This is a genomic window from Pseudochrobactrum saccharolyticum (assembly GCF_008801715.1).
GTDB lineage: Bacteria > Pseudomonadota > Alphaproteobacteria > Rhizobiales > Rhizobiaceae > Pseudochrobactrum > Pseudochrobactrum saccharolyticum.
Genome location: NZ_VZPG01000005.1, coordinates 283,829 through 303,037 on the forward strand (window position 1 = coordinate 283,829; position 19,209 = coordinate 303,037).

The 19,209-nt window shown below is 50.6% G+C and carries 16 protein-coding genes and 1 tRNA gene; 4 read left to right on the forward strand and 13 right to left on the reverse strand.

Annotated elements, in window-relative coordinates; genetic code table 11:
* Positions 1–5: 5 nt before the first annotated feature.
* The 3 genes from F7P81_RS15385 to F7P81_RS15395 all read right to left on the reverse strand — a co-directional run bounded on the left by F7P81_RS15385 (position 6) and on the right by F7P81_RS15395 (position 4,675).
* A complete protein-coding gene (locus F7P81_RS15385) occupies positions 6–413 on the reverse strand; it encodes a hypothetical protein (protein ID WP_246176148.1) in 408 nt (135 codons plus the stop codon).
* Between the two features lie 178 nt (positions 414–591).
* On the reverse strand, positions 592–2,220 hold the full coding sequence (locus F7P81_RS15390) for an MFS transporter (protein WP_151160187.1): 1,629 nt from the start codon (positions 2,218–2,220) through the stop codon (positions 592–594).
* A 247-nt stretch (positions 2,221–2,467) separates the two neighbouring features.
* On the reverse strand, positions 2,468–4,675 hold the full coding sequence (locus F7P81_RS15395) for a TonB-dependent receptor domain-containing protein (protein WP_151160188.1): 2,208 nt from the start codon (positions 4,673–4,675) through the stop codon (positions 2,468–2,470).
* 328 nt (positions 4,676–5,003) lie between these two features.
* Between F7P81_RS15395 and F7P81_RS15400 the strand changes: the two genes are divergently transcribed.
* Positions 5,004–6,119 (forward strand): hypothetical protein, encoded by a 1,116-nt coding sequence (locus F7P81_RS15400; RefSeq protein WP_151160189.1) that lies wholly within the window; start codon positions 5,004–5,006, stop codon positions 6,117–6,119.
* 39 nt (positions 6,120–6,158) lie between these two features.
* Here F7P81_RS15400 and nadE read toward each other — a convergent pair whose 3' ends face one another.
* The 4 genes from nadE to asnB all read right to left on the reverse strand — a co-directional run bounded on the left by nadE (position 6,159) and on the right by asnB (position 11,067).
* Positions 6,159–7,151, reverse strand: a complete 993-nt coding sequence (nadE, locus tag F7P81_RS15405) for an NAD(+) synthase (protein ID WP_151160190.1) — start codon at positions 7,149–7,151, stop codon at positions 6,159–6,161.
* On the reverse strand, positions 7,144–8,706 hold the full coding sequence (locus F7P81_RS15410; RefSeq protein WP_151160210.1) for a class I adenylate-forming enzyme family protein: 1,563 nt from the start codon (positions 8,704–8,706) through the stop codon (positions 7,144–7,146). The genes nadE and F7P81_RS15410 overlap by 8 nt, the downstream gene beginning before the upstream one ends.
* Positions 8,707–8,727: 21 nt before the next feature.
* Entirely contained in the window at positions 8,728–8,982 is a 255-nt protein-coding gene (locus tag F7P81_RS15415; protein ID WP_022710621.1) for an acyl carrier protein, read from the reverse strand.
* Between the two features lie 156 nt (positions 8,983–9,138).
* Complete coding sequence (gene asnB, locus F7P81_RS15420) at positions 9,139–11,067, reverse strand: asparagine synthase (glutamine-hydrolyzing) (RefSeq protein ID WP_151160191.1); 1,929 nt, start codon at positions 11,065–11,067, stop codon at positions 9,139–9,141.
* A 496-nt stretch (positions 11,068–11,563) separates the two neighbouring features.
* On the opposite strand from asnB, the gene F7P81_RS15425 reads away from it, so the two are divergent.
* The 3 genes from F7P81_RS15425 to F7P81_RS15435 all read left to right on the forward strand — a co-directional run bounded on the left by F7P81_RS15425 (position 11,564) and on the right by F7P81_RS15435 (position 14,291).
* On the forward strand, positions 11,564–12,613 hold the full coding sequence (locus F7P81_RS15425) for an ABC transporter substrate-binding protein (RefSeq protein ID WP_151160192.1): 1,050 nt from the start codon (positions 11,564–11,566) through the stop codon (positions 12,611–12,613).
* Positions 12,614–12,717: 104 nt separating this feature from the next.
* Complete coding sequence (locus F7P81_RS15430; RefSeq protein WP_028233555.1) at positions 12,718–13,482, forward strand: ABC transporter ATP-binding protein; 765 nt, start codon at positions 12,718–12,720, stop codon at positions 13,480–13,482.
* The gene (locus F7P81_RS15435; protein WP_151160193.1) at positions 13,479–14,291 is read left to right on the forward strand and encodes an ABC transporter permease; all 813 of its coding nucleotides are present in this window, start codon (positions 13,479–13,481) and stop codon (positions 14,289–14,291) included. Before F7P81_RS15430 ends, F7P81_RS15435 begins: the two co-directional genes overlap by 4 nt.
* 70 nt (positions 14,292–14,361) lie before the next feature.
* Here F7P81_RS15435 and F7P81_RS15440 read toward each other — a convergent pair whose 3' ends face one another.
* From F7P81_RS15440 to F7P81_RS15465, 6 genes are all read right to left on the reverse strand, one after another.
* Positions 14,362–14,613, reverse strand: coding sequence for a hypothetical protein (locus F7P81_RS15440; protein ID WP_075657136.1), 252 nt, complete (start codon positions 14,611–14,613; stop codon positions 14,362–14,364).
* A 146-nt stretch (positions 14,614–14,759) separates the two neighbouring features.
* Positions 14,760–15,677 carry a c-type cytochrome gene (locus F7P81_RS15445; RefSeq protein WP_022709635.1) on the reverse strand — a complete coding sequence of 306 codons (918 nt, stop codon included), beginning with the start codon at positions 15,675–15,677 and terminating at the stop codon, positions 14,760–14,762.
* The gene (locus F7P81_RS15450) at positions 15,677–17,017 is read right to left on the reverse strand and encodes a c-type cytochrome (protein WP_151160194.1); all 1,341 of its coding nucleotides are present in this window, start codon (positions 17,015–17,017) and stop codon (positions 15,677–15,679) included. Before F7P81_RS15450 ends, F7P81_RS15445 begins: the two co-directional genes overlap by 1 nt.
* Positions 17,018–17,210: 193 nt before the next feature.
* A complete protein-coding gene (gene sseA, locus F7P81_RS15455; RefSeq protein ID WP_246176149.1) occupies positions 17,211–18,044 on the reverse strand; it encodes a 3-mercaptopyruvate sulfurtransferase in 834 nt (277 codons plus the stop codon).
* Positions 18,045–18,171: 127 nt separating this feature from the next.
* Positions 18,172–18,735: a hypothetical protein gene (locus F7P81_RS15460; RefSeq protein WP_210307662.1), complete on the reverse strand. Its 564-nt coding sequence runs from the start codon at positions 18,733–18,735 to the stop codon at positions 18,172–18,174.
* A gap of 353 nt (positions 18,736–19,088) precedes the next feature.
* A tRNA-Met gene (locus F7P81_RS15465) sits at positions 19,089–19,165 on the reverse strand.
* Positions 19,166–19,209 lie beyond the last annotated feature (44 nt).

The window sequence follows — 19,209 nt, forward strand, 5'->3', positions numbered from 1 at the left end:
CACCGTTACTCTGATGATAATCCTAAAAGTTCATAGTCCTGTCTTACAGCCTCATCGCGGCTCTCCGTGACAATCATCGGATGCCCCCAGAACTTGCCGTAAATGACTGCAAAAGCTTTCGCCGCTAAGCGCTTCACTGCACTTGGTTCGACATAATACATCGCCTTCACATAGTCGCGTAATTCGGCTTTATGCTGTTTCATCCATAGAGAAACGGCGCGCCGGTCTGCCACATTCTCGTTCGGATCCTTGTCAAAATCCGCAGCCCAGCCAAGAAAGACAAAACCTTGTTTGCGTTGCAGGCATTGCTCAAAAATCTGCAATGTCTCTTCAATACTCTGATGACCAGCACCGGAATAATCCATCCGTACCAGCGGAAAGTCCTGAATATCAATCTGCATAGTCTGCCTCATAAACTATACGCCTGTTATCGGCGTTAAAATATGAGATAATTAGTATAGTTTTATCATGCTGGCGTCATTCTGTCATGGTGCCATAAAATATTTCATTCCGGCCAACACAGTGGTGACAATAAAAAACGCCGGTCTGACGATCAGACCGGCGTTTTTAAATTTTCGACTGGCGTCCCAATCAGGTGATTTCAACATGCGGTTTCAGCGGCATATCATCATGCAAAGGCACAGTCTGGCGTTCGATCATACGATGAACGCGCGGTTTTTCCGGCCCTTTATGCAGCGACAGTAATTTCTCAGATACCGCAGCATCCGCATAGGTACGGCGTTGATTATGGCGGACATATTCTACCCATGTCGGCACATGATAAGTCTCTGTCCAGATATCCGGATTTTCCAGATCACGTAGCAATGCCCATTGCTGTGCACCGTCACGAATGCGGATACGGCGACGCGCGGCCATCGCCTCCAGAAAGGCATGAACATTATGATGTTCGATATGATAATCCACCATCACCATAATCGGACCACTGCGCGGGCGGATATCCAGACGCAATTGCGGCTCGGAAAAAGAATTGAGTGGATCAAGATTGAGCTTGTCGAATTCCGGCAATTTGAACACCAGTCCGACCAGCGCTCCGCCAACCAGCGTGAAGGCTGCAACGCTTAAAGCCGTTTCAGGGCCGTAACCATCAGCCACTGAACCCCAGAGCCAGCTACCAGCGGCCATGCCGCCAAAAGTAGCAGTTTGATAAAGCGCCAGAGCTCGTCCCACCACCCAGCGTGGCGTAGACAATTGCACTGTCACATTGAACAGCGACAAAGCCAGAACCCATGACGCACCGGCAGGCAGCAATAACAGGCAGCTTAAAATAACCGAATGACTGTAAGACAGCAGATAGACGCTGATACCAAAAGCTATGAATGCACCGCGCACAATGGTTTCATTGGCGAATTTGTCGCGCAACTCACCGGAGGTGAATGCACCGGCAATCGCACCAAGGCCGAATGCGCCGAGCATAATACCATAGGTCAGCGCCGTTCCCTGCACCAGATCACGGGCGACCAGCGGCAGCAAAGCCAGCACAACAATGGCTGACAAGCCGAAAAGAAAGCCGCGAAACATCACCTTGATCAGGTTCGGCGACATGGAAACATAACGAAGACCGGCGGAAACGGCACGACCAAAGGTCTCACGCGGCAGCGTGGATTGTGTCACCTGCGGCTTCCAGCGCAGCAGCGCAACAATCAATGGAATATAGCTGACAGCATTGATGATAAAGGCAAAAGCAGCACCGGCAACGGCCACGATAAAACCACCGATCGCAGGGCCGATACTACGCATGGCATTAAAGCTCATGCTGTTGAGTGCCACCGCTCCCGGCAGATCAGAGCGTGGCACGATATCGCCCATCGAGGCCTGCCATGACGGATTATGCAAGGCGCCGCCGCAGCCGATCAGGAATGTAAAACTCAGTAAGAGCCATGGCGTAAGCCAGCCCATATAGCCGAAAATCGCCAGCATCAGCGACACCAGCAACATCATAAACTGGGCAATCAGCATGATACGGCGGCGGTCAAAATTATCGGCCAGCGCACCGGCAAACAGCGAGAAAAACATCACCGGCAAAGTGGTGGAGGCCTGTACCAGCGCCACCATATTGGAGGATTGCGCGATGGTCGTCATCATCCAGCCTGCACCGACTGTCTGGATCAGCCCGCCAAGATTGGAAGCAAGCGTTGCAGTCCATAAAGAGCGAAAAGCTTTATGTTTAAACGGGGCTAAAGGGGATACACTTTGCGACACCGCAGAATTTCCTATCCGAAGCAGATGCTCCATCATGCATGGTTCGGTGTAATAATCACACTGAAAAATTCAAACAGCCTGTAAAATCAATGTGCAAGCTGCCAGCGAACCTTATGCCCGTACCATAGGCAACATTGAAAAAAGACGTACTGGCTATTTTGACGCAACTGTGAAATTTTTTCTTCAAACAATAAAAAACCGCCGGAACTTGTCCGGCGGTTTTTGTAATCAGAGTATCTGGCAAAGCTCAGAATTTGGCACTGGCACCGAATATAAAGCTGCGGCCTTTTCCTGAATATTCATTCTCACCCAATGGCCCCGACACAGCAACGCGGTAATTCTTATTGGCCACATTCTCAACCGAGAAGAACAATTCCGCATTTTCCTTCAGCTTATAAGAACCGTAGAGATCATAGAGAATATAGCTTGGCAGCGCGAATTTTTGGCCAAAATCTGTACCAAATCCGGCATAGCTGCTTTTGCCGAAATAACGTGCCTGCGCACCCAAAGTCAGCTTCTCGTCAAACAGACGGAAACCTGCATCAAGCGTGCCATACTGATCCGGTATCATGAAGGCATCACCATTCCCCGCACCGGCACCCTCACCAATCGGCTGATCGGTCTTGGCTTTGGTATAAGAGACATTGGTATAGAAAAAGCCGAGATCGTAACTGCCTTCAATCTCCCAGCCATACATTTTGGTAATGCCCGGACGGTTGATCCACATTGCTGTCGGGCCGCGATTAGGCACATGAACAAAATCATTGACGACGAAATTCTCTATGGAATTGTGGAAGAAGCCGGTTTTGAGGCGGAACTTGTCATCGCTGCGCAGTAAACCGTCTTCTGTGAAATTCACCCCGATATCCCAGCCTTTGCTATATTCCGGCTCAAGATTGAGATTATTGGCAATACCACTGCCGAGCCCTGCACCGATCGGGATCAGCGAGAAGAACATTTCCTGCACTGTCGGCGGGCGGAAAGTATGGGCATAGGTCGCATAAAGCTCCAGCCCGTCATAAGGCTGCGCGGTCAGAGAGACTTTCGGCAACCATTTGCCGCTGCTGCGCTCAATATCCTTGTTACCGCAGACAAGTCCGCCAGCAGGACAATCCCCTGTGCCTGCCGCATAAGCCGGCTGATAGCCTTCAACATTCCAGTGATCGTAACGCAGACCGCCGGTCAGCGTGAAAATATTCCACGACAAAGTTGCATCGGTAAAACCGCTGGATTTCTTTAAAGTGCCGGGAGGGTTGGCACCGCGATAGCTGTTGATGAGATATTCATCACCGCCGAAAGACCCGCCATAAAACAGCTTGAGCTGTACATCATCATTCAGCATTGTTTTGCTGGTATTGGAAATGTCAAAACCATAGCCGCGATTATCGGTTTTGCGTCCGCGATAGCTGCCGCCGGTCGCCGCATAATCCATATTGGTGCGGTTATAATAGGCATTCACCTTCAGATCGATCCAGTCATTATCATCCGGCGTATAGGCATAATTGGCAGTGTATGACGCGTTCTTCAGATCCTGCTCGTAATTGGCATAGGTAAACCGGTTTTCATACCAGCGCGCACCAAGTTTGAGATTATGCTCGGAGGATGGTGCAATTTCAAATTTGATCAGCCCGCCACCCGGACGGTTGGTGGCATCGCGCCCGCCATCCACATAAACGCCGTCACCATTTTTAAATGTACCGTAAGATGTACGTGCAAAAGCACCGAGAATACTGACATTGCTGGATTTATCATTGTTCAGATTGGCACGTGCGGCACCTGCCAGCATACCCGAGCCGCGGAACCCGTTGGTTCCGGCTTTCCAGCGTGTCAGCACGCCGACATCACGCCTCGGCAAAACAATATCGTCAAAGTCAAGCGTACGGAAATTTGCGGCGCCGCTCAGAGTCCCCATACCGGCGGCGCCTCCTACGGCACCTTTGCTCACATCAATGCCGCCGAGCAGTTCCGGCTGCACATAGAGCAAGGTACCGCCGGATGAAGCATGGCCTGCCACATTGCGGAATGTCTGCGGCACACCATCAATCATAGCATTCACACGGCCGAAACCGCTCATCCCGCGAATATTCACCTCAATGCCGGGCTGACTGGATTGCTGACGGGTGAATACACCGGGTGTCGAGCGCAATGCCGCTTGCGGATCGCCGCCAAAACGCTGCTGCAGCGCATCACTGCTTACAGAACTGACTGGTGCGGGTGTGCGATATATTCCGTCACCCTGAGCAAATGGCCCGTTCAGACCACCGGTGACTGTAATTGTTTGCAGCTGTGTGGCACTCCCTGCAGCTTTATCTTTTGCCGCATCCTGTGTGGTTGTTTCCCGCTGCTGTGCCGCAGCCATACCTGTAAAAATCCCGAGACCGGCAATGCTCAAACCCGTAAGGCTCAAAATCGTACCGGCGAAAGATGCGCGCAGACAGTGCCTGACAACAGACATAGTACCCCCTTTGGCAGGCAGACGTCGTCTGTCCTGCCATGCATAATCATGACAAGTTTTGAAAAGCAGCAATTGAAAGAGTAAGTTTGGCTCTTATGCCTCGGGAATAATAAACTTGATAAAAAGAGTCAAGTTTATCTTCATCACAATTTTCTGCGGGACAGTCCCAACATTTAAGTAAAAGATTTTAAAGGGTTTCTCCCGCATAGTATGATTATCAATCAAGAGCCAAGCGACAGCTGTCAGCAGCAGAAGCGGGAAGCAGAGCAGGTATAATGCGCAGATGAATGTGCAGAATGTCAGACTCTAACGACGGGATAAACTGACCATGACTGAAATCCGATCCTTAGCAGAAGCGGATATACCGGTAGTCGCTAAGCTTTTTCAAAAAATATTCCGGAAAAGCGACAAGGAACCGTCTGCTGAACTGATCGCCTATCTTCAGCGGCTTTATATCCGTTTTGCCGGAGAGACGGTGCCAGCCTCCAAAGTTCTGCTCGATAAAAACGGCAATGTCAGCGGCTTTCTCGGCGTGAATTATTTTGATTATTTTTGTGAGGCGACCAATAAAACACTGCGCACCGCCATTGTCAGCACATTGATGGTTGAGGATCATCAGCATAATCCTCTGGGTGGTGTCAAACTGATGCGCAGCCTGCAAAAGGACGGTTATGATCTGATGATAACCGAAACAGCCAGTGAGGTTGCAGCAGCGATCTGGAAAAAACTGGATGCGGTTCAGCTCACCAATTACAGCCTTGACTGGTTGCGGATTATTCGCCCGCTCAGCTTCATGACAGAAATCGCAGGCAGCAAGCTCAAACCTCTCGCAATGCTGCAACCCTTCGCCCGCAAATTTGATGATCGCAAACGCAATGCCATGCATGGTAAAAGCCTGCGCTGGTCAGCCACACCATCGGACTGGCCAACGGCTCAGCAACTGACCTGCACGGATATTGATGCAACAGAATTTGCTGAGCTCTACCAGCATTACGCGCAAAGCTTTTCCTGCCGGCCGCAATGGAATACGGAGCAATTGCTGAACCGTCTGGAAGATGCCGTGCAAAAGCCTGAATATGGCAAGGCCTATATGGTCAAAGCAGGTACTAAATCCGGCAAAAATCTCGGCCTTTTTCTCTATCACTTAGAGTCTGGCAAAACAGCGCGTGTGCTGGAATTCTTCAGTGACCCGAAAGCAGCAAGCCAGATGATTGATACGCTGATCCACCATGCAGCCTCCAACGGCGCTGTCGCCATTCGCGGACGCACACAACCGGATTTGATGGAAGCGATGCTCGGGAAACGCATTGCTTTCACTCATTTATGTTCAACAATGGTCTGGGCGCAGGATCCGGCTTTATTGCCGCCTTTTGTTGAAGGAAAAGCCTTACTGAACGGCCTTGCCGGAGAATTCTGGAACAGGCTCTATGCCAATCCGCTTTAAACACCGATAAAAAAGCCGCCTCAAAAGGCGGCTTTCTCATTATGACAGGAAGTCCTTAACCGGCTCAACCAAGAGCGGTGGCTCATGCAGCGCCTTGGTGGTTTTGCGTTTAGCCGCAATATCCGCCCAGACATGCTGCACCTGATCTTCACCCAGATTGGTGGCTTTTGCAGTATCTGCCGCGCTGATATTGTGATTGAGCGCATAGAGGCAAAGATCCATCAGATTATATGGCAGGGAGAAGTAGAACTCCTCCTGTGTCTGCGCCAGCGAGAAAGTATCCGTTGTCGGCGGACGCTGACGGATTTCCGCTGGCACACCCAGATAATCGGCAAGCTGATAGACCTGCGTCTTATAGAGATGGGCAATCGGCTTCACATCCGCCGCACCGTCACCATTCTTCACGAAGAAACCCTGATCATATTCCAGCCGGTTCGGCGTGCCGACAACCGCAAAATTCAGGCGATCCGCGTGATAATATTCAAACTGCTTGCGGGTGCGCTGCTTCATATTGGTAGCAGCAACGATGCCTAAATAGGCTTCCGGTGTCAGGCGGATTTTTTCCTGCAGACCATCCGGTGACTGCACCACCAGCGAGGAAATATTATAGCCGCCATTTTCAGAAGCATTGTTGATCACCAGCTTCGACGCCCAGCCCTCTCCGTAAGCAGGCACAACCGAGCGGATAAAATCATCGCGGCGGCGATAGCAGCCCATAGCGGCCAAGGCAGGGCCGATATCCTCAATCACTGTCTGCACGCCAAAGGTGCCTGCAAGCTTTTGCCCCAGCGCCAGTGACAGCGGGTCGGAATCATTTTCCGGCATAAAAATACCGAAGACTTTATCCGCACCTACAGCGCGCACAGCCAATGCTGTACTCACGCTGGAATCGATCCCGCCGGAAATACCGACAACCAGACCACGGCGGCGCAGACCGCGCAGCTGACGACGCAAGGCAGCGGTGATTTTCTCCACCTCAGCTTCCGCATCAATCACCATCGTCTGTGCAGAAAATTCTTGAATCTTATTCATCCTGAAACTGCCTGTATTGTTTGGCCAATATTTCCGCCGCAAGACGACGGCTGACTTTACCTGTATCGGTTCGCGGCAATTCATCTGTAACCAGAACAAAAACCGGAACCATATAATCTTCCAGATGCTGACGGCAGAACCGGATAATCTCCTTATCAGTCAGTTCTGCATCTGCGGTGGTCACCATCGCGGTGATCGCCTGCCCCAGCATTGTATCAGGCACACCGGCTACAACAGCTTCCCGAATAGCGGGATGCGTGTAAAGCACAGTCTCTACCTCTTTCGGCGGTACTTTTTCTCCGCGCGATTTGATGATGTCATCCTTGCGTCCGACGAAATAATAATATCCGTCTGCATCCATACGCAGCAGATCACCGGTATGCAGAACCTTTTCCCACGGATTGTGCCCGCTTCTCAGCACCGCAGCACTGGCCTCGGGATTGTTCCAGTAGCCCTGCATCACATTCGGCCCGCGTATCACCATTTCACCGGCTTCACCCACAGGCACCGGTCCGCCTTGTTCATCGATCAGATAAACTTCGCTATTCGGCAGTGCGATACCCACCGATTCCGGCTTCTCGCTGATCATATGCGGCGGCAACCATGTGCAGCGTTTGCATTCTGTCATGCCATACATGGAATAAATTTCTGCATCCGGCACAACGCGTTGCAGAAACTCGATATGCGGCACCGGCAATTGTGCGGCAGTGTTGGTAACATAACGCAGATCGGGCAGAAAACCGGATGTCAGATCACGCATCTGCATCATAATCGCAGACATTGTCGGTACGATAGGAAATCCGGTTACCTTCTCCGCGCGCATCACATCAAACACCGCCTGCGGAAAGGCAAAGGACTTTTCCAGCACCAGCGTTGCGCCGAGCTTCACTGTCATCAGCAACTGATACAGCCCGTAATTGAAAGACAGCGGCAATACAGAGAGGATAATATCATCAGCTGTATTTTTCAGCAGCCCTGTCAGAGAGGTCGCCGCCGCCTCAATATTGCGATGTGTCATCATCACACCTTTGGGGCGCCCCGTTGAGCCGGATGTATAAATCAGCATGGCCAGATCAATATCAATGCCAGAGCTGATAATTTCAGCCTGATTTTCCTGCAGCTCAACTGCCGTCTCAAAGAGCAGATGCGGACGCTTGGAGCGGCTTGGGCCTTTAACGGCAATCAAAGCCGGTATTGCAGCAAAAGCCTCAGCCTCATCAACAACCGGCAATAATTTAGCCTGTGTCAGCAAAGCAGAGGGCGTGCAGTCGTTCAGAATATATCCGAGCTTATCTGCTTTGGTTGACGGGTTCACCAGTGTGAAAACCGCGCCGGCCTTCAGAATAGCAAAAACCGATACCGCTGCCTGCCAGCAATTATCCATGAAAATGACAACGCGATCCCCGCGCTGTACATTCTGCGCCCGCAGACTATGCGCCAAAGCCTCGGCTTTGGCATTAAATTCCGCATAGGAAAGACGTACCTGTCCGGTTACCAGCACAGTCTTGTGGCCGGTATTGTGTGCATGGAATTTAAGATGGTTCTCGATACGCATCATCGGACAGATTGCTTGCTATCAGGCAGCTTTGCGGGCAGTTACATAGGCAGTGATTTTGGACAGGCTGTCGAGATTAGCCGGAACAATATCTGCATCCGCCATTTTGATCCCGAAGGCCTCATCAATAAAAGCAATCAGTTCCAGCACGCCTGTGGAATCCATCACATCATTATCGATCAGCGATGCATCATCTTCCAGCGCATAATCCGTGTCGCCGAAAAGAAAATTTTCAATAATGAACGCACGTAAGCGGTCTTTGATTGTATCACTCATGCTCTTATCCTGTTTCGATCATTTCTGACACTCCCAGAGCTGCCGCAGCAACAATCTGAGAATACTCTAATGAAGTCCGTAAAATACTATACTTTATTCGCTGTCTTAACACATAACTTTGACAGTAAAGTCTATAAGATTCTTAAATTTTCCGAACTAGCTCAGTAAAGCTGTAAATTTTTTCAGCCATATTTGTGTAGAAAGCACACCGACATAGGCTGTATTGTCACGGAAGCCAGTCAGACCTTGTTCTTTATTCTTATTGTATAATTTAGACACGGCTTTAGCGTTAAAATAGCCGCTCTCCTCAATGCGGTTTTCACTCATCAGGTCACGGACATATTCCTTCTCACCCTTACCGGTGAAAGAATGACTGTCCGGCGCACGATAAGGCTGTTTCTGCCGCTGTAAAACTTCCGCCGGAACACGCTGTTTTGCAACGCGGCGCAGCAGATATTTCTCGGTCAGTCCATGCAGCTTCAGCGACGGATGCAGCCTTGTTGCAAATTCAGACAGACGATAATCCAGAAACGGAAAGCGCGTTTCCACACCATGCGCCATAGCCATACGATCTCCCTGACTGGAGAGAATATAGGATGGCAGCAGAAAACGACACTCCAGATATTGTGCCTGATGCAGCTCATGCCAGTGCCCGAACCGCTCCGGCAGTTTGGAAGCCAGCTCCTCACCCGCATCATAATCGCCGAGTTCCCCTTTCAGATCGCCGGAGAAAAATAATTTGGCGGCACTTGTCGCCTTAAAACGCGGCCGGTGCGAATAAAGCGGATCCGCCAGATCAGTACCGTGAATACCGAAAAACGCAGCCAGAGTTTCCGGTGTCTGTGCTTTTAAGCCGGGCAAATAAGGATAAAGCTTGCGAAACAATTGCGGCCTGATTTGCGATTGCGGTTGCCGCGCGCAAAAACGACGGACTTTTGCCTCGCGGAAAATATCATAGCCGGCAAAGACCTCATCCGCGCCTTCACCGGTCAAGACCGCCTTCATACCGCTTTCCCGCACCAATTGTGCAAGACGATAAAGCGGTGCCGGTGCGGTGCGTACCAGCGGCACTTCGGCAGCCTGAATAACATCGGGAAAAATAGCGGCAATATCATCTTCCGCAATGGAGATTGAATGATGATGCGTATGCAATGCCTGCGCCACCATTTTCTGATAGCGGCTTTCGTCATAATCCGCCTGCTCGAAGCCCACGGAAAAACTATGCAATTCACCTTTTGTCAAGGGCTGCGCAAAAGCAGCAATCAATGATGAATCCAACCCGCCGGAAAGATATGTGCCGACAGGCACATCTGCCTGAATACGCAGATTTGTGGCATCCAGCAGCAAAGCTTCCAGTTCTTCTGCGGCAGCATCCGCATCATGAATGACGGCAGCATCATCCCGATCCGGATAATCCAGCGTCCAGTAACGCTGCATTTTCATGCCGTTTTCGTCACAGATCATCATATGCGCCGGTTCAAGCTCATAGATATTGCGGAAGGCTGTACGCGGCGCAACCGGTGCCCAGAGCGTAAAAATCTGATCCAGCGCAACCGGATCAAGCTCCGCCTGTACTGACGGCACGCGCAGCAATGCCTTGATCTCCGAAGCGAAATATAACACCCCGTCCGTTTGGGTATAGAAAAGCGGACGCACACCCAGCCGGTCGCGGGCAATGAACATGCGCTTTAACTGCACATCCCATAAAGCAAAGGCAAAATCACCGTTCATAAAGCGCAGGCAATCCGTGCCATAACGGGCATAAAGATGCAGGATCACTTCCGTATCGCTATGGGTGCGAAACTGTGCGCCCTGTGCTTCCAGATCACGGCGCAGTTCTGCATGATTAAAGATCTGACCGTTGAAGACCAGCACGTAGCGCTGATCGGCCATTGTCATCGGTTGCTGGCCGTCGCTGATCCCGACAATGGACAAACGCTTATGCGCCAGACCTGCCCCATTCAGAACAACAGCGCCCTGCTCGTCTGGGCCGCGATGAGCAACGGCATCTGCCATGCGGCGCAGTAAAATCTCCGGCGCCTGATCTGTTTTTATCTGCCCGACATAGCCTGCTAATCCGCACACGATAACGCTCCCGCTGACATAGGCGGCAATAGCAACCGGAAAAATCCGGACTTGCCAGCAAAAGCCCGCCTCACATAATCTTGTATCGCAGAGTCTGCCTTGTGACCAAACAACATTTTCACGAACAGGGCAGCACGATAAGAAATGTCAGTTTAATATTAACAAACAGCATTTTGCACGCTCATAGGTGAGAAGCACATGCAACGACTCTGCTTTCACAGATCTGTTATGCCTGTCCCTGCACCACAAAGCTCATTCAAAATTTTTATGCCGGACAACAATTAAAATCGCTGTTTCCGTTCACAATTACGAGGAACAAACAGCTATCTGACTGCTTTTAACTTCAAATCCCGATGAATTTGCTCTACAAGAACGCACGAAATCATTGCAAAAAATTCCATGTCTTTGCGTAATAAAGCGTCGGGCACGGACAGCGGATCATCGGATATTGTCGCTTATAACAATACACCTGACCGCTTTTGGTAAGGATATACAGATGCAGAAATTCCAGCTCTCCCGCCGTCAGACTCTCGCAGGGCTCAGCGCAGCCGGTGCCATGACTGTGCTGGGTGCTCCTTTTTCTTTAAGTGCCAGAGCGGAAAACACACAGGTTAAAGCCGTGCTCGGTATTATCCGCCTTGCCAGTCAGGCACCAAGCTTCATCGCGCAGGAACGCGGCTATTTCAAAGCCGAAAACCTCGATATGGAATTCAAATATTTTGAAGCCGCACAGCCAATGGCCGTAGCCATTGCCGGTGGTGATGTCGATTACGGTGTGACAGCCATGAGCGGCGGTCTGATCAATCTCGCCGAGAAACATGCGGTAAAAGTCATCGGCGGTTCTCTGCAGGAAGAAAAAGGCCTCGCTGGCCAGATCATTCTTGCTTCAAACAAAGCCTATGAAGCCGGCCTCACCGAGCCTAAGCATCTGGCAGGCAAGAGCTTCGGCATTACTACCGCCGGTTCGTCCTTCCATTTCATGGCTTACAAAATTGCCAAGGCTAACAATATTCCGCTGTCTGAAATCACCCTGCGCCCGTTGCAGAAGGTCGGCGCTGTTGTCGGCGCTCTGACTTCCGGCCAGATTGATGCATGGGCTATTCAGCCAAGTATTGCCAAGAAGATGATTGCGGAAGGTGCGGCCAAGCAGATCGGTCTGGTCTCTGATGTTGCGCCGGATTATCAGGTGACAACTGTTTTCACTTCCACCAAAAATGCTGCGGAAGAACGCGCGAAAACCGAAGCATTCATCCGCGCTTATTCCAAAGCCATTGATGATTATAATGCGGCTCTGGTCGACAAAACCGCTTCTGCGGAAGAAGTCGATGCGATTGCCATGATCGCCCATAAATATGTGGAAATGGATTTGCCGTTTGAACAGGCAAAAACCAATCTGGTCAATGGCGCAATGCGTATCAACAAAGGTCTTGCCCTGTCTCTTGCCTCTGTCACTGAACAGCTCAACTGGTTCAAAGACGAGAAGATGGTAAAAGACACCATCACCCCTGAAATGCTGTTTGACACCAGCTACGTCAAAACCATCTGATTTTCTATTCTGAGCCGGTTCTTTTGTTCAACCGGCTCCCCTCCGCGAAATATCAGGGCCCGCAAATCTCTTATGCCGCCCTGACAAGAAGAAGTAAAAACTGCATGGATTTGCTGTTAAAAAATGTAGGCCACCATTACGGCAAGGTCGAAGTTTTGCGTGATATCACGCTTGAAATCAATCAGGGGCAGATCGTCTGTCTGATCGGCCCTTCCGGTTGCGGCAAATCCACTTTGCTCCGTTTTATCGGCGGTCTTGAACAGCCGACATCCGGTCAGGTTCTGCAAGTCGGGGAACCTTCGCCGTCCTCTCTCAATCCGCTGACCTATGTTTTCCAGCATTTTGCATTGCTGCCTTGGCGCACTGTTGCCGGTAATATCCGGCTGGTACTGGAAGATCACAAATTATCCGCCAAAGAGATGGATGCAATCATCAGTGATGTGCTGGCCCGCACCCGTCTCTCGGATTTTGCCGATGCCTATCCCAAACAGCTCTCCGGCGGCATGAAACAGCGCGTTGCTATTGCCCGCGCGCTGGCTGTGCGCCCTGATGTCATGCTGATGGATGAGCCGCTCTCAGCGCTCGACAGCCAGACACGGGAACTGCTGATGGACGATCTGGTATCGCTCTGGACGCGCCAGCCTTTCACCGCTGTCTATGTTACCCATAATCTGGCTGAAGCCGTGCGCCTCGGCCATAAAATTGTGGTGCTGTCCCGCCGTCCGGGGCGGATCAATCAGGTAGTGACAATCGACACGCCTCTCGATCAGCGCCATCTCGCAGACCCTGTACTGGATGCCAAGCAGCAGGAACTATGGGCGCTTATGCGCGATGAAGCGATGGCTGCGGATCAGGAGCTGCTGAAATGACAAAACCATCAGATAACCAGACAATCATCACCCGTCCTGTACCCTTTCGCGGCGGTGGTTTTGCACCGGTAAAAGTACGTTTCATAGCGCCTTTGCTGTTTATTGCCCTGATTGCACTGGCTGAAATCGGCACCCGCACAGGTTTTATTTCTAATCTGACCTTGCCGCGCCCTTCTGCGGTGCTGGGCACCTTCTATCAGCTCTATGATACCGGCCTGCTGTGGCAACATTTGTTGCCGTCATTGCAACGACTGATTGTCGGCGCATTGATGGGGATTTTCGCCGGTGTGCTGCTTGGCACAATGATCGGACTGTTCTCCTATGTCCGTGCCGGTCTGGTACCGCTTGTCGCCGCTATTTTCCCGATCCCTAAAATTGCATTGCTGCCGCTGTTTGTGATCTGGTTCGGCATTGATGAAATGTCAAAATATGCGCTGATTGCATTCGGTACTTTCACTCCGACCGTCGTGGCAACCTATGGTGCAGTTGATAATGTGGATCGCAGCCTGATCCGCATGGGGCAAAGTTTTAATCTGCGCTGGTGGTCAATCATCCGCAAGATCGTGTTGCCCGGTGCCCTGCCCGGCATTCTGTCAGGCTTACGTGTTTCCATCGCCATCGCCATTATTCTGCTGGTTGCTGCCGAAATGCTCGGTGCGCAATATGGCGTCGGCGCCTATATTCTGGAAGCCGGTTCGCTCTATGATCTGGAGCGCTTGTTTGCCGGTGTTACTGTCCTCTCCGTCATGGGGCTGATTACCAGCTGGATGATCGGCAGGGTTGAACATTATTTCCTCAGCTGGCGCTGATCCGGCATAACAACAAAAAGGCGCGGACAATAAAACCTGTCCGCGTCTTTTTTGTATCTTGCTGAAGGACTTATCCCTCAATCCAGCTTGCGCTGTTATCCGGTGACTGACAACCATAAGGCGGCAAAGTTTTCGTGCCGAAATTCTTTTTCAGCTGCATGCAACCCCAATGGCGGATCGGTGCAGGCATATAGGATTGCAGATCAATCCCAACCTCATCAAACGGATCTGTAGTATTGGTCACATAACTATACCAACGCTGTCCGGCAACAGCGATTGCAGCAATCACAACAATCAGAATAATTCGCAGCAGCTTATTCACGGGACCTCAAAATTTTATATTTTCCGCATAACAAAGCAGCGGTTCAGAATGAGAAATCTGTTTGTCACCTAAATATCCAGCAAGCAAGAACAAAAAACCGGCAGCAATTTCTTGCTGCCGGTTTTTCCATCACGCACCACACGCGATTAATAGCGGGCATCTTTCGGCTTTTTGCCATTCGGCCAGTCATTGACCTTACCGGCAAAATCCGGACGCGGCATATGTGTGAAATATTCAGACACATCAACCGCTTCCTGATCGGTCAGCACGCCACCCTGCCCGAGCATACCGTCCTGATGGACGCTGACCGGCATATTATATTTGACAAATGCCGCTGCCTTATAGGTACGCGCCATACCCGCACCAATGTTAAAGCTGTCATCACCCCAAAGCGGCGGGAAGACATAATCACCGAACTGATCTTTTTTGCCTTCACCGTCATTGCCATGACAAACGGCGCATTGGGTTGCATAGATCGCCTTGCCTTTGACAGGATCAGGCACCAGTGACTCATCAATTTTTCCGGCACCGGACACTTTCACCATATGCTCTTTCGGCAAGCCCTGACCGAGCCATTTCATATAGGCAATCATAGCGCCCATTTCCTCGGACTTCGGATCAAGCGGCTTACCATTCATCGAACGCTGGAAGCAGCCATTGATACGCATCACCAGATTAACTTCCTTACCCGCACGCGGCATCACCCGCGGATAAAAATTATAGGAGTTAATATAAGGCGCGCCTTTATCCAGCTTACCCTGTGCCAGATGGCAGGAGTTACAATTCAGTCCCGCACCGACATTTTCCGGCAGTAAACGGGCTGTTTCATTGAGCAGGCGCTTGCCATACATAATGGCTTCCGCATCCGGTTCTTTGGCAATCAGATCATCGCTCGGGATCGTATATTTGCCAACGACTTTGCCTTCTGCATCCACCACATCATAGGTCGGCAGCGGCGGTGCATCAACACGCGACGGCTTCACCAGAAATGTCCAGCCTGCGCCTGCAGCTGCGATTGTTACGACAAGGGCTGCAGCTGTACCGATCCAGAATTGCTTACTCATTATTTTGCCTCCGGAACATAATGCACAGGCTTGTGCTCAATCAGATGCCGCATGCGGGCAATATCGCTGTCCTTGATATGTGAGCCGTGATTGCCCCAGCCGTTACGGATAAAGTTCAGAATATCCGCGATTTCCTTGTTGGTGAGATGGGCAAAGCCCGGCATCTTGAACACCATCGGATCATGCGGCGTATCAGCCATTGCAGCACCATCCAGTGTCAGCTGGATCAGTGAGCTCGGATCTTCCGCAAAAACGATCGAATTACCGGCAAGCGCAGGGAAAACCCGTTCCGCACCACGACCATCCAGACGGTGACAGGCCGCACAATTATCCACATAACCAACGGCACCCGGAGCGGAGAAATCACCGGCACGCAGAGCTGCAGTTGTCACATCTTGCTTCGGTGTCCATTGCTGCGGATGACTGTCACGCGCAGGCAGGCTCTTCAGATAGCGGGCAATCGATGTCAGATCGTCATCCGTCAGATATTGGGTGCTATGGGCAACCACATCGGCCATACCACCAAAGGCGGCGGTGCGATCATTACGGCCGGTTTTCAGGAAGTCGGTAATTTCCGCTTCAGCCCAAGTGGAAAGACCTGTGCCTTCATCACGCAGGTTCTTCGCATACCAGCCTTCAAGAACAGAGCCGGACAGGTAATTGCCCTTCTTGTCATTGCTAAGCGCAGTTTCCTGATAGCCGATACCACGCGGTGTATGGCAAGCGCCGCAATGGGCCAAACCTTCAACCAGATAGGCACCACGATCAATCATCGCATCCATACCGGTTGCCGAAGTAAATTCACGCGGCTGCGCAAAAGCGAGCTGCCAATAGGCCAGCGGCCAGCGCATGTTCATCGGCCAAGGCAAAGTGGAAGCCTGATTTTCCTGCTCAACCTTTTCCACGCGCGACATGAAATATGCATAAAGCGCTTTGATATCGTCATCTTTTACAACGACATAGGAAACATAAGGCATAGCCGGATAGAGTGCCACGCCATCAGGTCGCACGCCACGACGTACAGCACGCTCGAAATCGCCGTAACTGTAATTGCCGATACCGGTTTTCTTATCCGGCGTAATATTGGTGGAATAAATCGTGCCGAGCGGTGTCTGCATACCCAGACCGCCGGCAAATTCCTTGCCGCCGGGTGCAGTGTGACAAGCAATACAGTCACCGGCACGGGCAAGATATTCACCTTGCTTAATCAGTGCCGGATCCTGAATATTAACGTCAGCTTCCTGTTTTGGTGCGTACCAATGGTGCGATGTGACTGCGATAGCATAGCTTGCGCCAAACAAGCCCAGACCACATAGGACCAGTGTTTTAACAAGCTTCATGTTGAACTCCTGAGTCGTCTCTTCACCTCCATCTGAGACTGTCAGGAATGTTTCTCATTGATTCAGATCAATGACTTCATGCATTCACGATATTTACGTTCCAAAACATAGCCAATTACAAGAACAACAGTTTTCTATGGTGTAAATCCAAAGAAAATTATACCATTAACTGGCATTTACGCAGAAAAACCGCTCAGGTCACTGTGCCCCATTCTGTCCATGAACCGTCATACAGACGGACATTTTCATAACCCAGCAAATTGAGCGCAAGAAACAACACAGCGGCTGTCACACCTGAGCCGCAGGTTGTTACAACCGGCTTATCCTTCTTCACACCCTGTGCTTCAAAAATAACCTTCATTGTATCAAGCGCTTTGAAAGCACCGTCTTCTACGAGCGATCCGTAAGGCACATTGACAGAACCGGGAATAGAGCCGGAACGGACATTCGCACGCGGCTCTGGTACGGCACCGGTAAATCGTTCGGCCGAACGGGCATCCGTAATATGTGCTTTTGCATGTTTGGCAATCAGCACCATTTCTTCAATGAAAACAACCTTTTCACCGGCATAGACCGGTTTGAATGCAACAGGCTCAGATATGGCTTTACCACTCTCCGTTTCAAAACGCTCAGCCTGCCATGCAGCAATACCACCGCGCAGAATATGCAGTTTTTGCACGCCCATAATATGAAACAGCCACCAGACGCGGGGCGCGGCAAACAAATCACCGGTTTCATAGATGACGATCTCATCATCAACGCTGATCCCCAGCTTGCCTACAGCTTCCGCGAAGACTTCCGGTGAAGGAACAGTATGCGGGAAAGAAGAGCTCGGATCGACGATCTTATCCTGATCGAAAAAGACTGCGCCCGGAATATGAACCTGCTCAAATTCCTCACCGCAGATGCGCTTTGTCGCCGGCATATACCAAGAACCGTCAACGATTTTCAGACCGCCTGATTTCTGACGGTCTTTCACCCATTGCGGCGATACAAAAATTTCTTCCGGAGTCATTTCATTCCCCATATGTCACTCATTCACACATAGAATATAAGTGTCTTTATCAATGGCAAGGAATGAATTGCAGAAATCTGTATGATCTCTGCACATTAGCTGTCTGTATCCGGTTACAGTGCTTCTTATGTCTGCGGGATTAACGCTCGCCGCCATATCCACGGCGTTTCCACTCCTGAAGCGGCATAATATCAGGCATTCCGCCACCTGCCTCATACCAGGAATCGACAGCCCAGCTTTGACCCGACATATCTTTGATTACCGCAGTCCAATGCGGGTAACGGCCATCAATGAATGAACCACGCGTCATTCGTTTAGAAACAGTATGATGCTTTAACCAACCGCGTGTTTCCAAATAACGTAGGAAATTATCCGTGTTGATCGATTCATCAACACAATCCATTTGGCCTTTAATACGGGCTTTACCGAACTGCATTTTTGGTTTGTCACGAACACTGATAATTGCTGTGCTGCGCTCTTCAAATATTGCGACAGCCATCCGCAACGCTTTTCTCTCGTCATTTGCGCTACGAGTAGCCTTTTGTAACAGATTACGGATGCGGCTCTCATCCTTTGAACTTAGCGTCACTTTGGTTCGGTAATAACAATCATAACCGTGACAGACACGAAAAGTTTGAGCTGATGCCATTTCCAACGGCAATATCAGGCTTACAAGAACACCGGCACACAATAGTTTAATCATTCAGGCACTCCGCATTCTTATAGAACCATCACAATATCATTTTAATACTAAAAATTGATCCGACTGCCCAGAACCATAGCAATGCTTATAATCATTAAAAGTGAATTTCTAAGCTCACTTTCCCCTCCCCCTCTTTTCTCATTCGTATGTTTTAAACACAAAAAAGCCCCGCGCATTTCTGCCGGAGCTTGGGGGATTTATGAGATCTTGTTTCGGGATTGGTTTTTTGTTTGCAGGATTTGTGGTTTTGTATCCCGCTTTGTCGGCTTTGCCTCCTTGCGGGCCCCTGACTAGGCTTAAAATCTACGACCCGTTACCAAAAAAAATCCCGCTCAAAGAGCGGGCTGTTTGTTTGGTTGCGGGGGCAGGATTTGAACCTGCGGCCTTCAGGTTATGAGCCTGACGAGCTACCGGGCTGCTCCACCCCGCGTCAAAGTTAGTACAAGCCTGTGAGGCCCGGGAGCGAAGTCAGCC

Coding starts and splice junctions, on each gene's coding strand:
- F7P81_RS15425 (WP_151160192.1), top strand. CDS start 11,564: ATGCAGAAATTCCAGCTCTCCCGCCGTCAGACTCTCGCAGGGCTCAGC.
- F7P81_RS15415 (WP_022710621.1), bottom strand. CDS start 8,982: ATGAGTGATACAATCAAAGACCGCTTACGTGCGTTCATTATTGAAAAT.
- F7P81_RS15430 (WP_028233555.1), top strand. CDS start 12,718: ATGGATTTGCTGTTAAAAAATGTAGGCCACCATTACGGCAAGGTCGAA.
- nadE (WP_151160190.1), bottom strand. CDS start 7,151: ATGAATAAGATTCAAGAATTTTCTGCACAGACGATGGTGATTGATGCG.
- F7P81_RS15385 (WP_246176148.1), bottom strand. CDS start 413: ATGAGGCAGACTATGCAGATTGATATTCAGGACTTTCCGCTGGTACGG.
- F7P81_RS15410 (WP_151160210.1), bottom strand. CDS start 8,706: ATGCGTATCGAGAACCATCTTAAATTCCATGCACACAATACCGGCCAC.
- F7P81_RS15395 (WP_151160188.1), bottom strand. CDS start 4,675: ATGTCTGTTGTCAGGCACTGTCTGCGCGCATCTTTCGCCGGTACGATT.
- F7P81_RS15445 (WP_022709635.1), bottom strand. CDS start 15,677: ATGAGTAAGCAATTCTGGATCGGTACAGCTGCAGCCCTTGTCGTAACA.
- sseA (WP_246176149.1), bottom strand. CDS start 18,044: ATGGGGAATGAAATGACTCCGGAAGAAATTTTTGTATCGCCGCAATGG.
- F7P81_RS15450 (WP_151160194.1), bottom strand. CDS start 17,017: ATGAAGCTTGTTAAAACACTGGTCCTATGTGGTCTGGGCTTGTTTGGC.
- F7P81_RS15460 (WP_210307662.1), bottom strand. CDS start 18,735: ATGATTAAACTATTGTGTGCCGGTGTTCTTGTAAGCCTGATATTGCCG.
- F7P81_RS15400 (WP_151160189.1), top strand. CDS start 5,004: ATGACTGAAATCCGATCCTTAGCAGAAGCGGATATACCGGTAGTCGCT.
- F7P81_RS15435 (WP_151160193.1), top strand. CDS start 13,479: ATGACAAAACCATCAGATAACCAGACAATCATCACCCGTCCTGTACCC.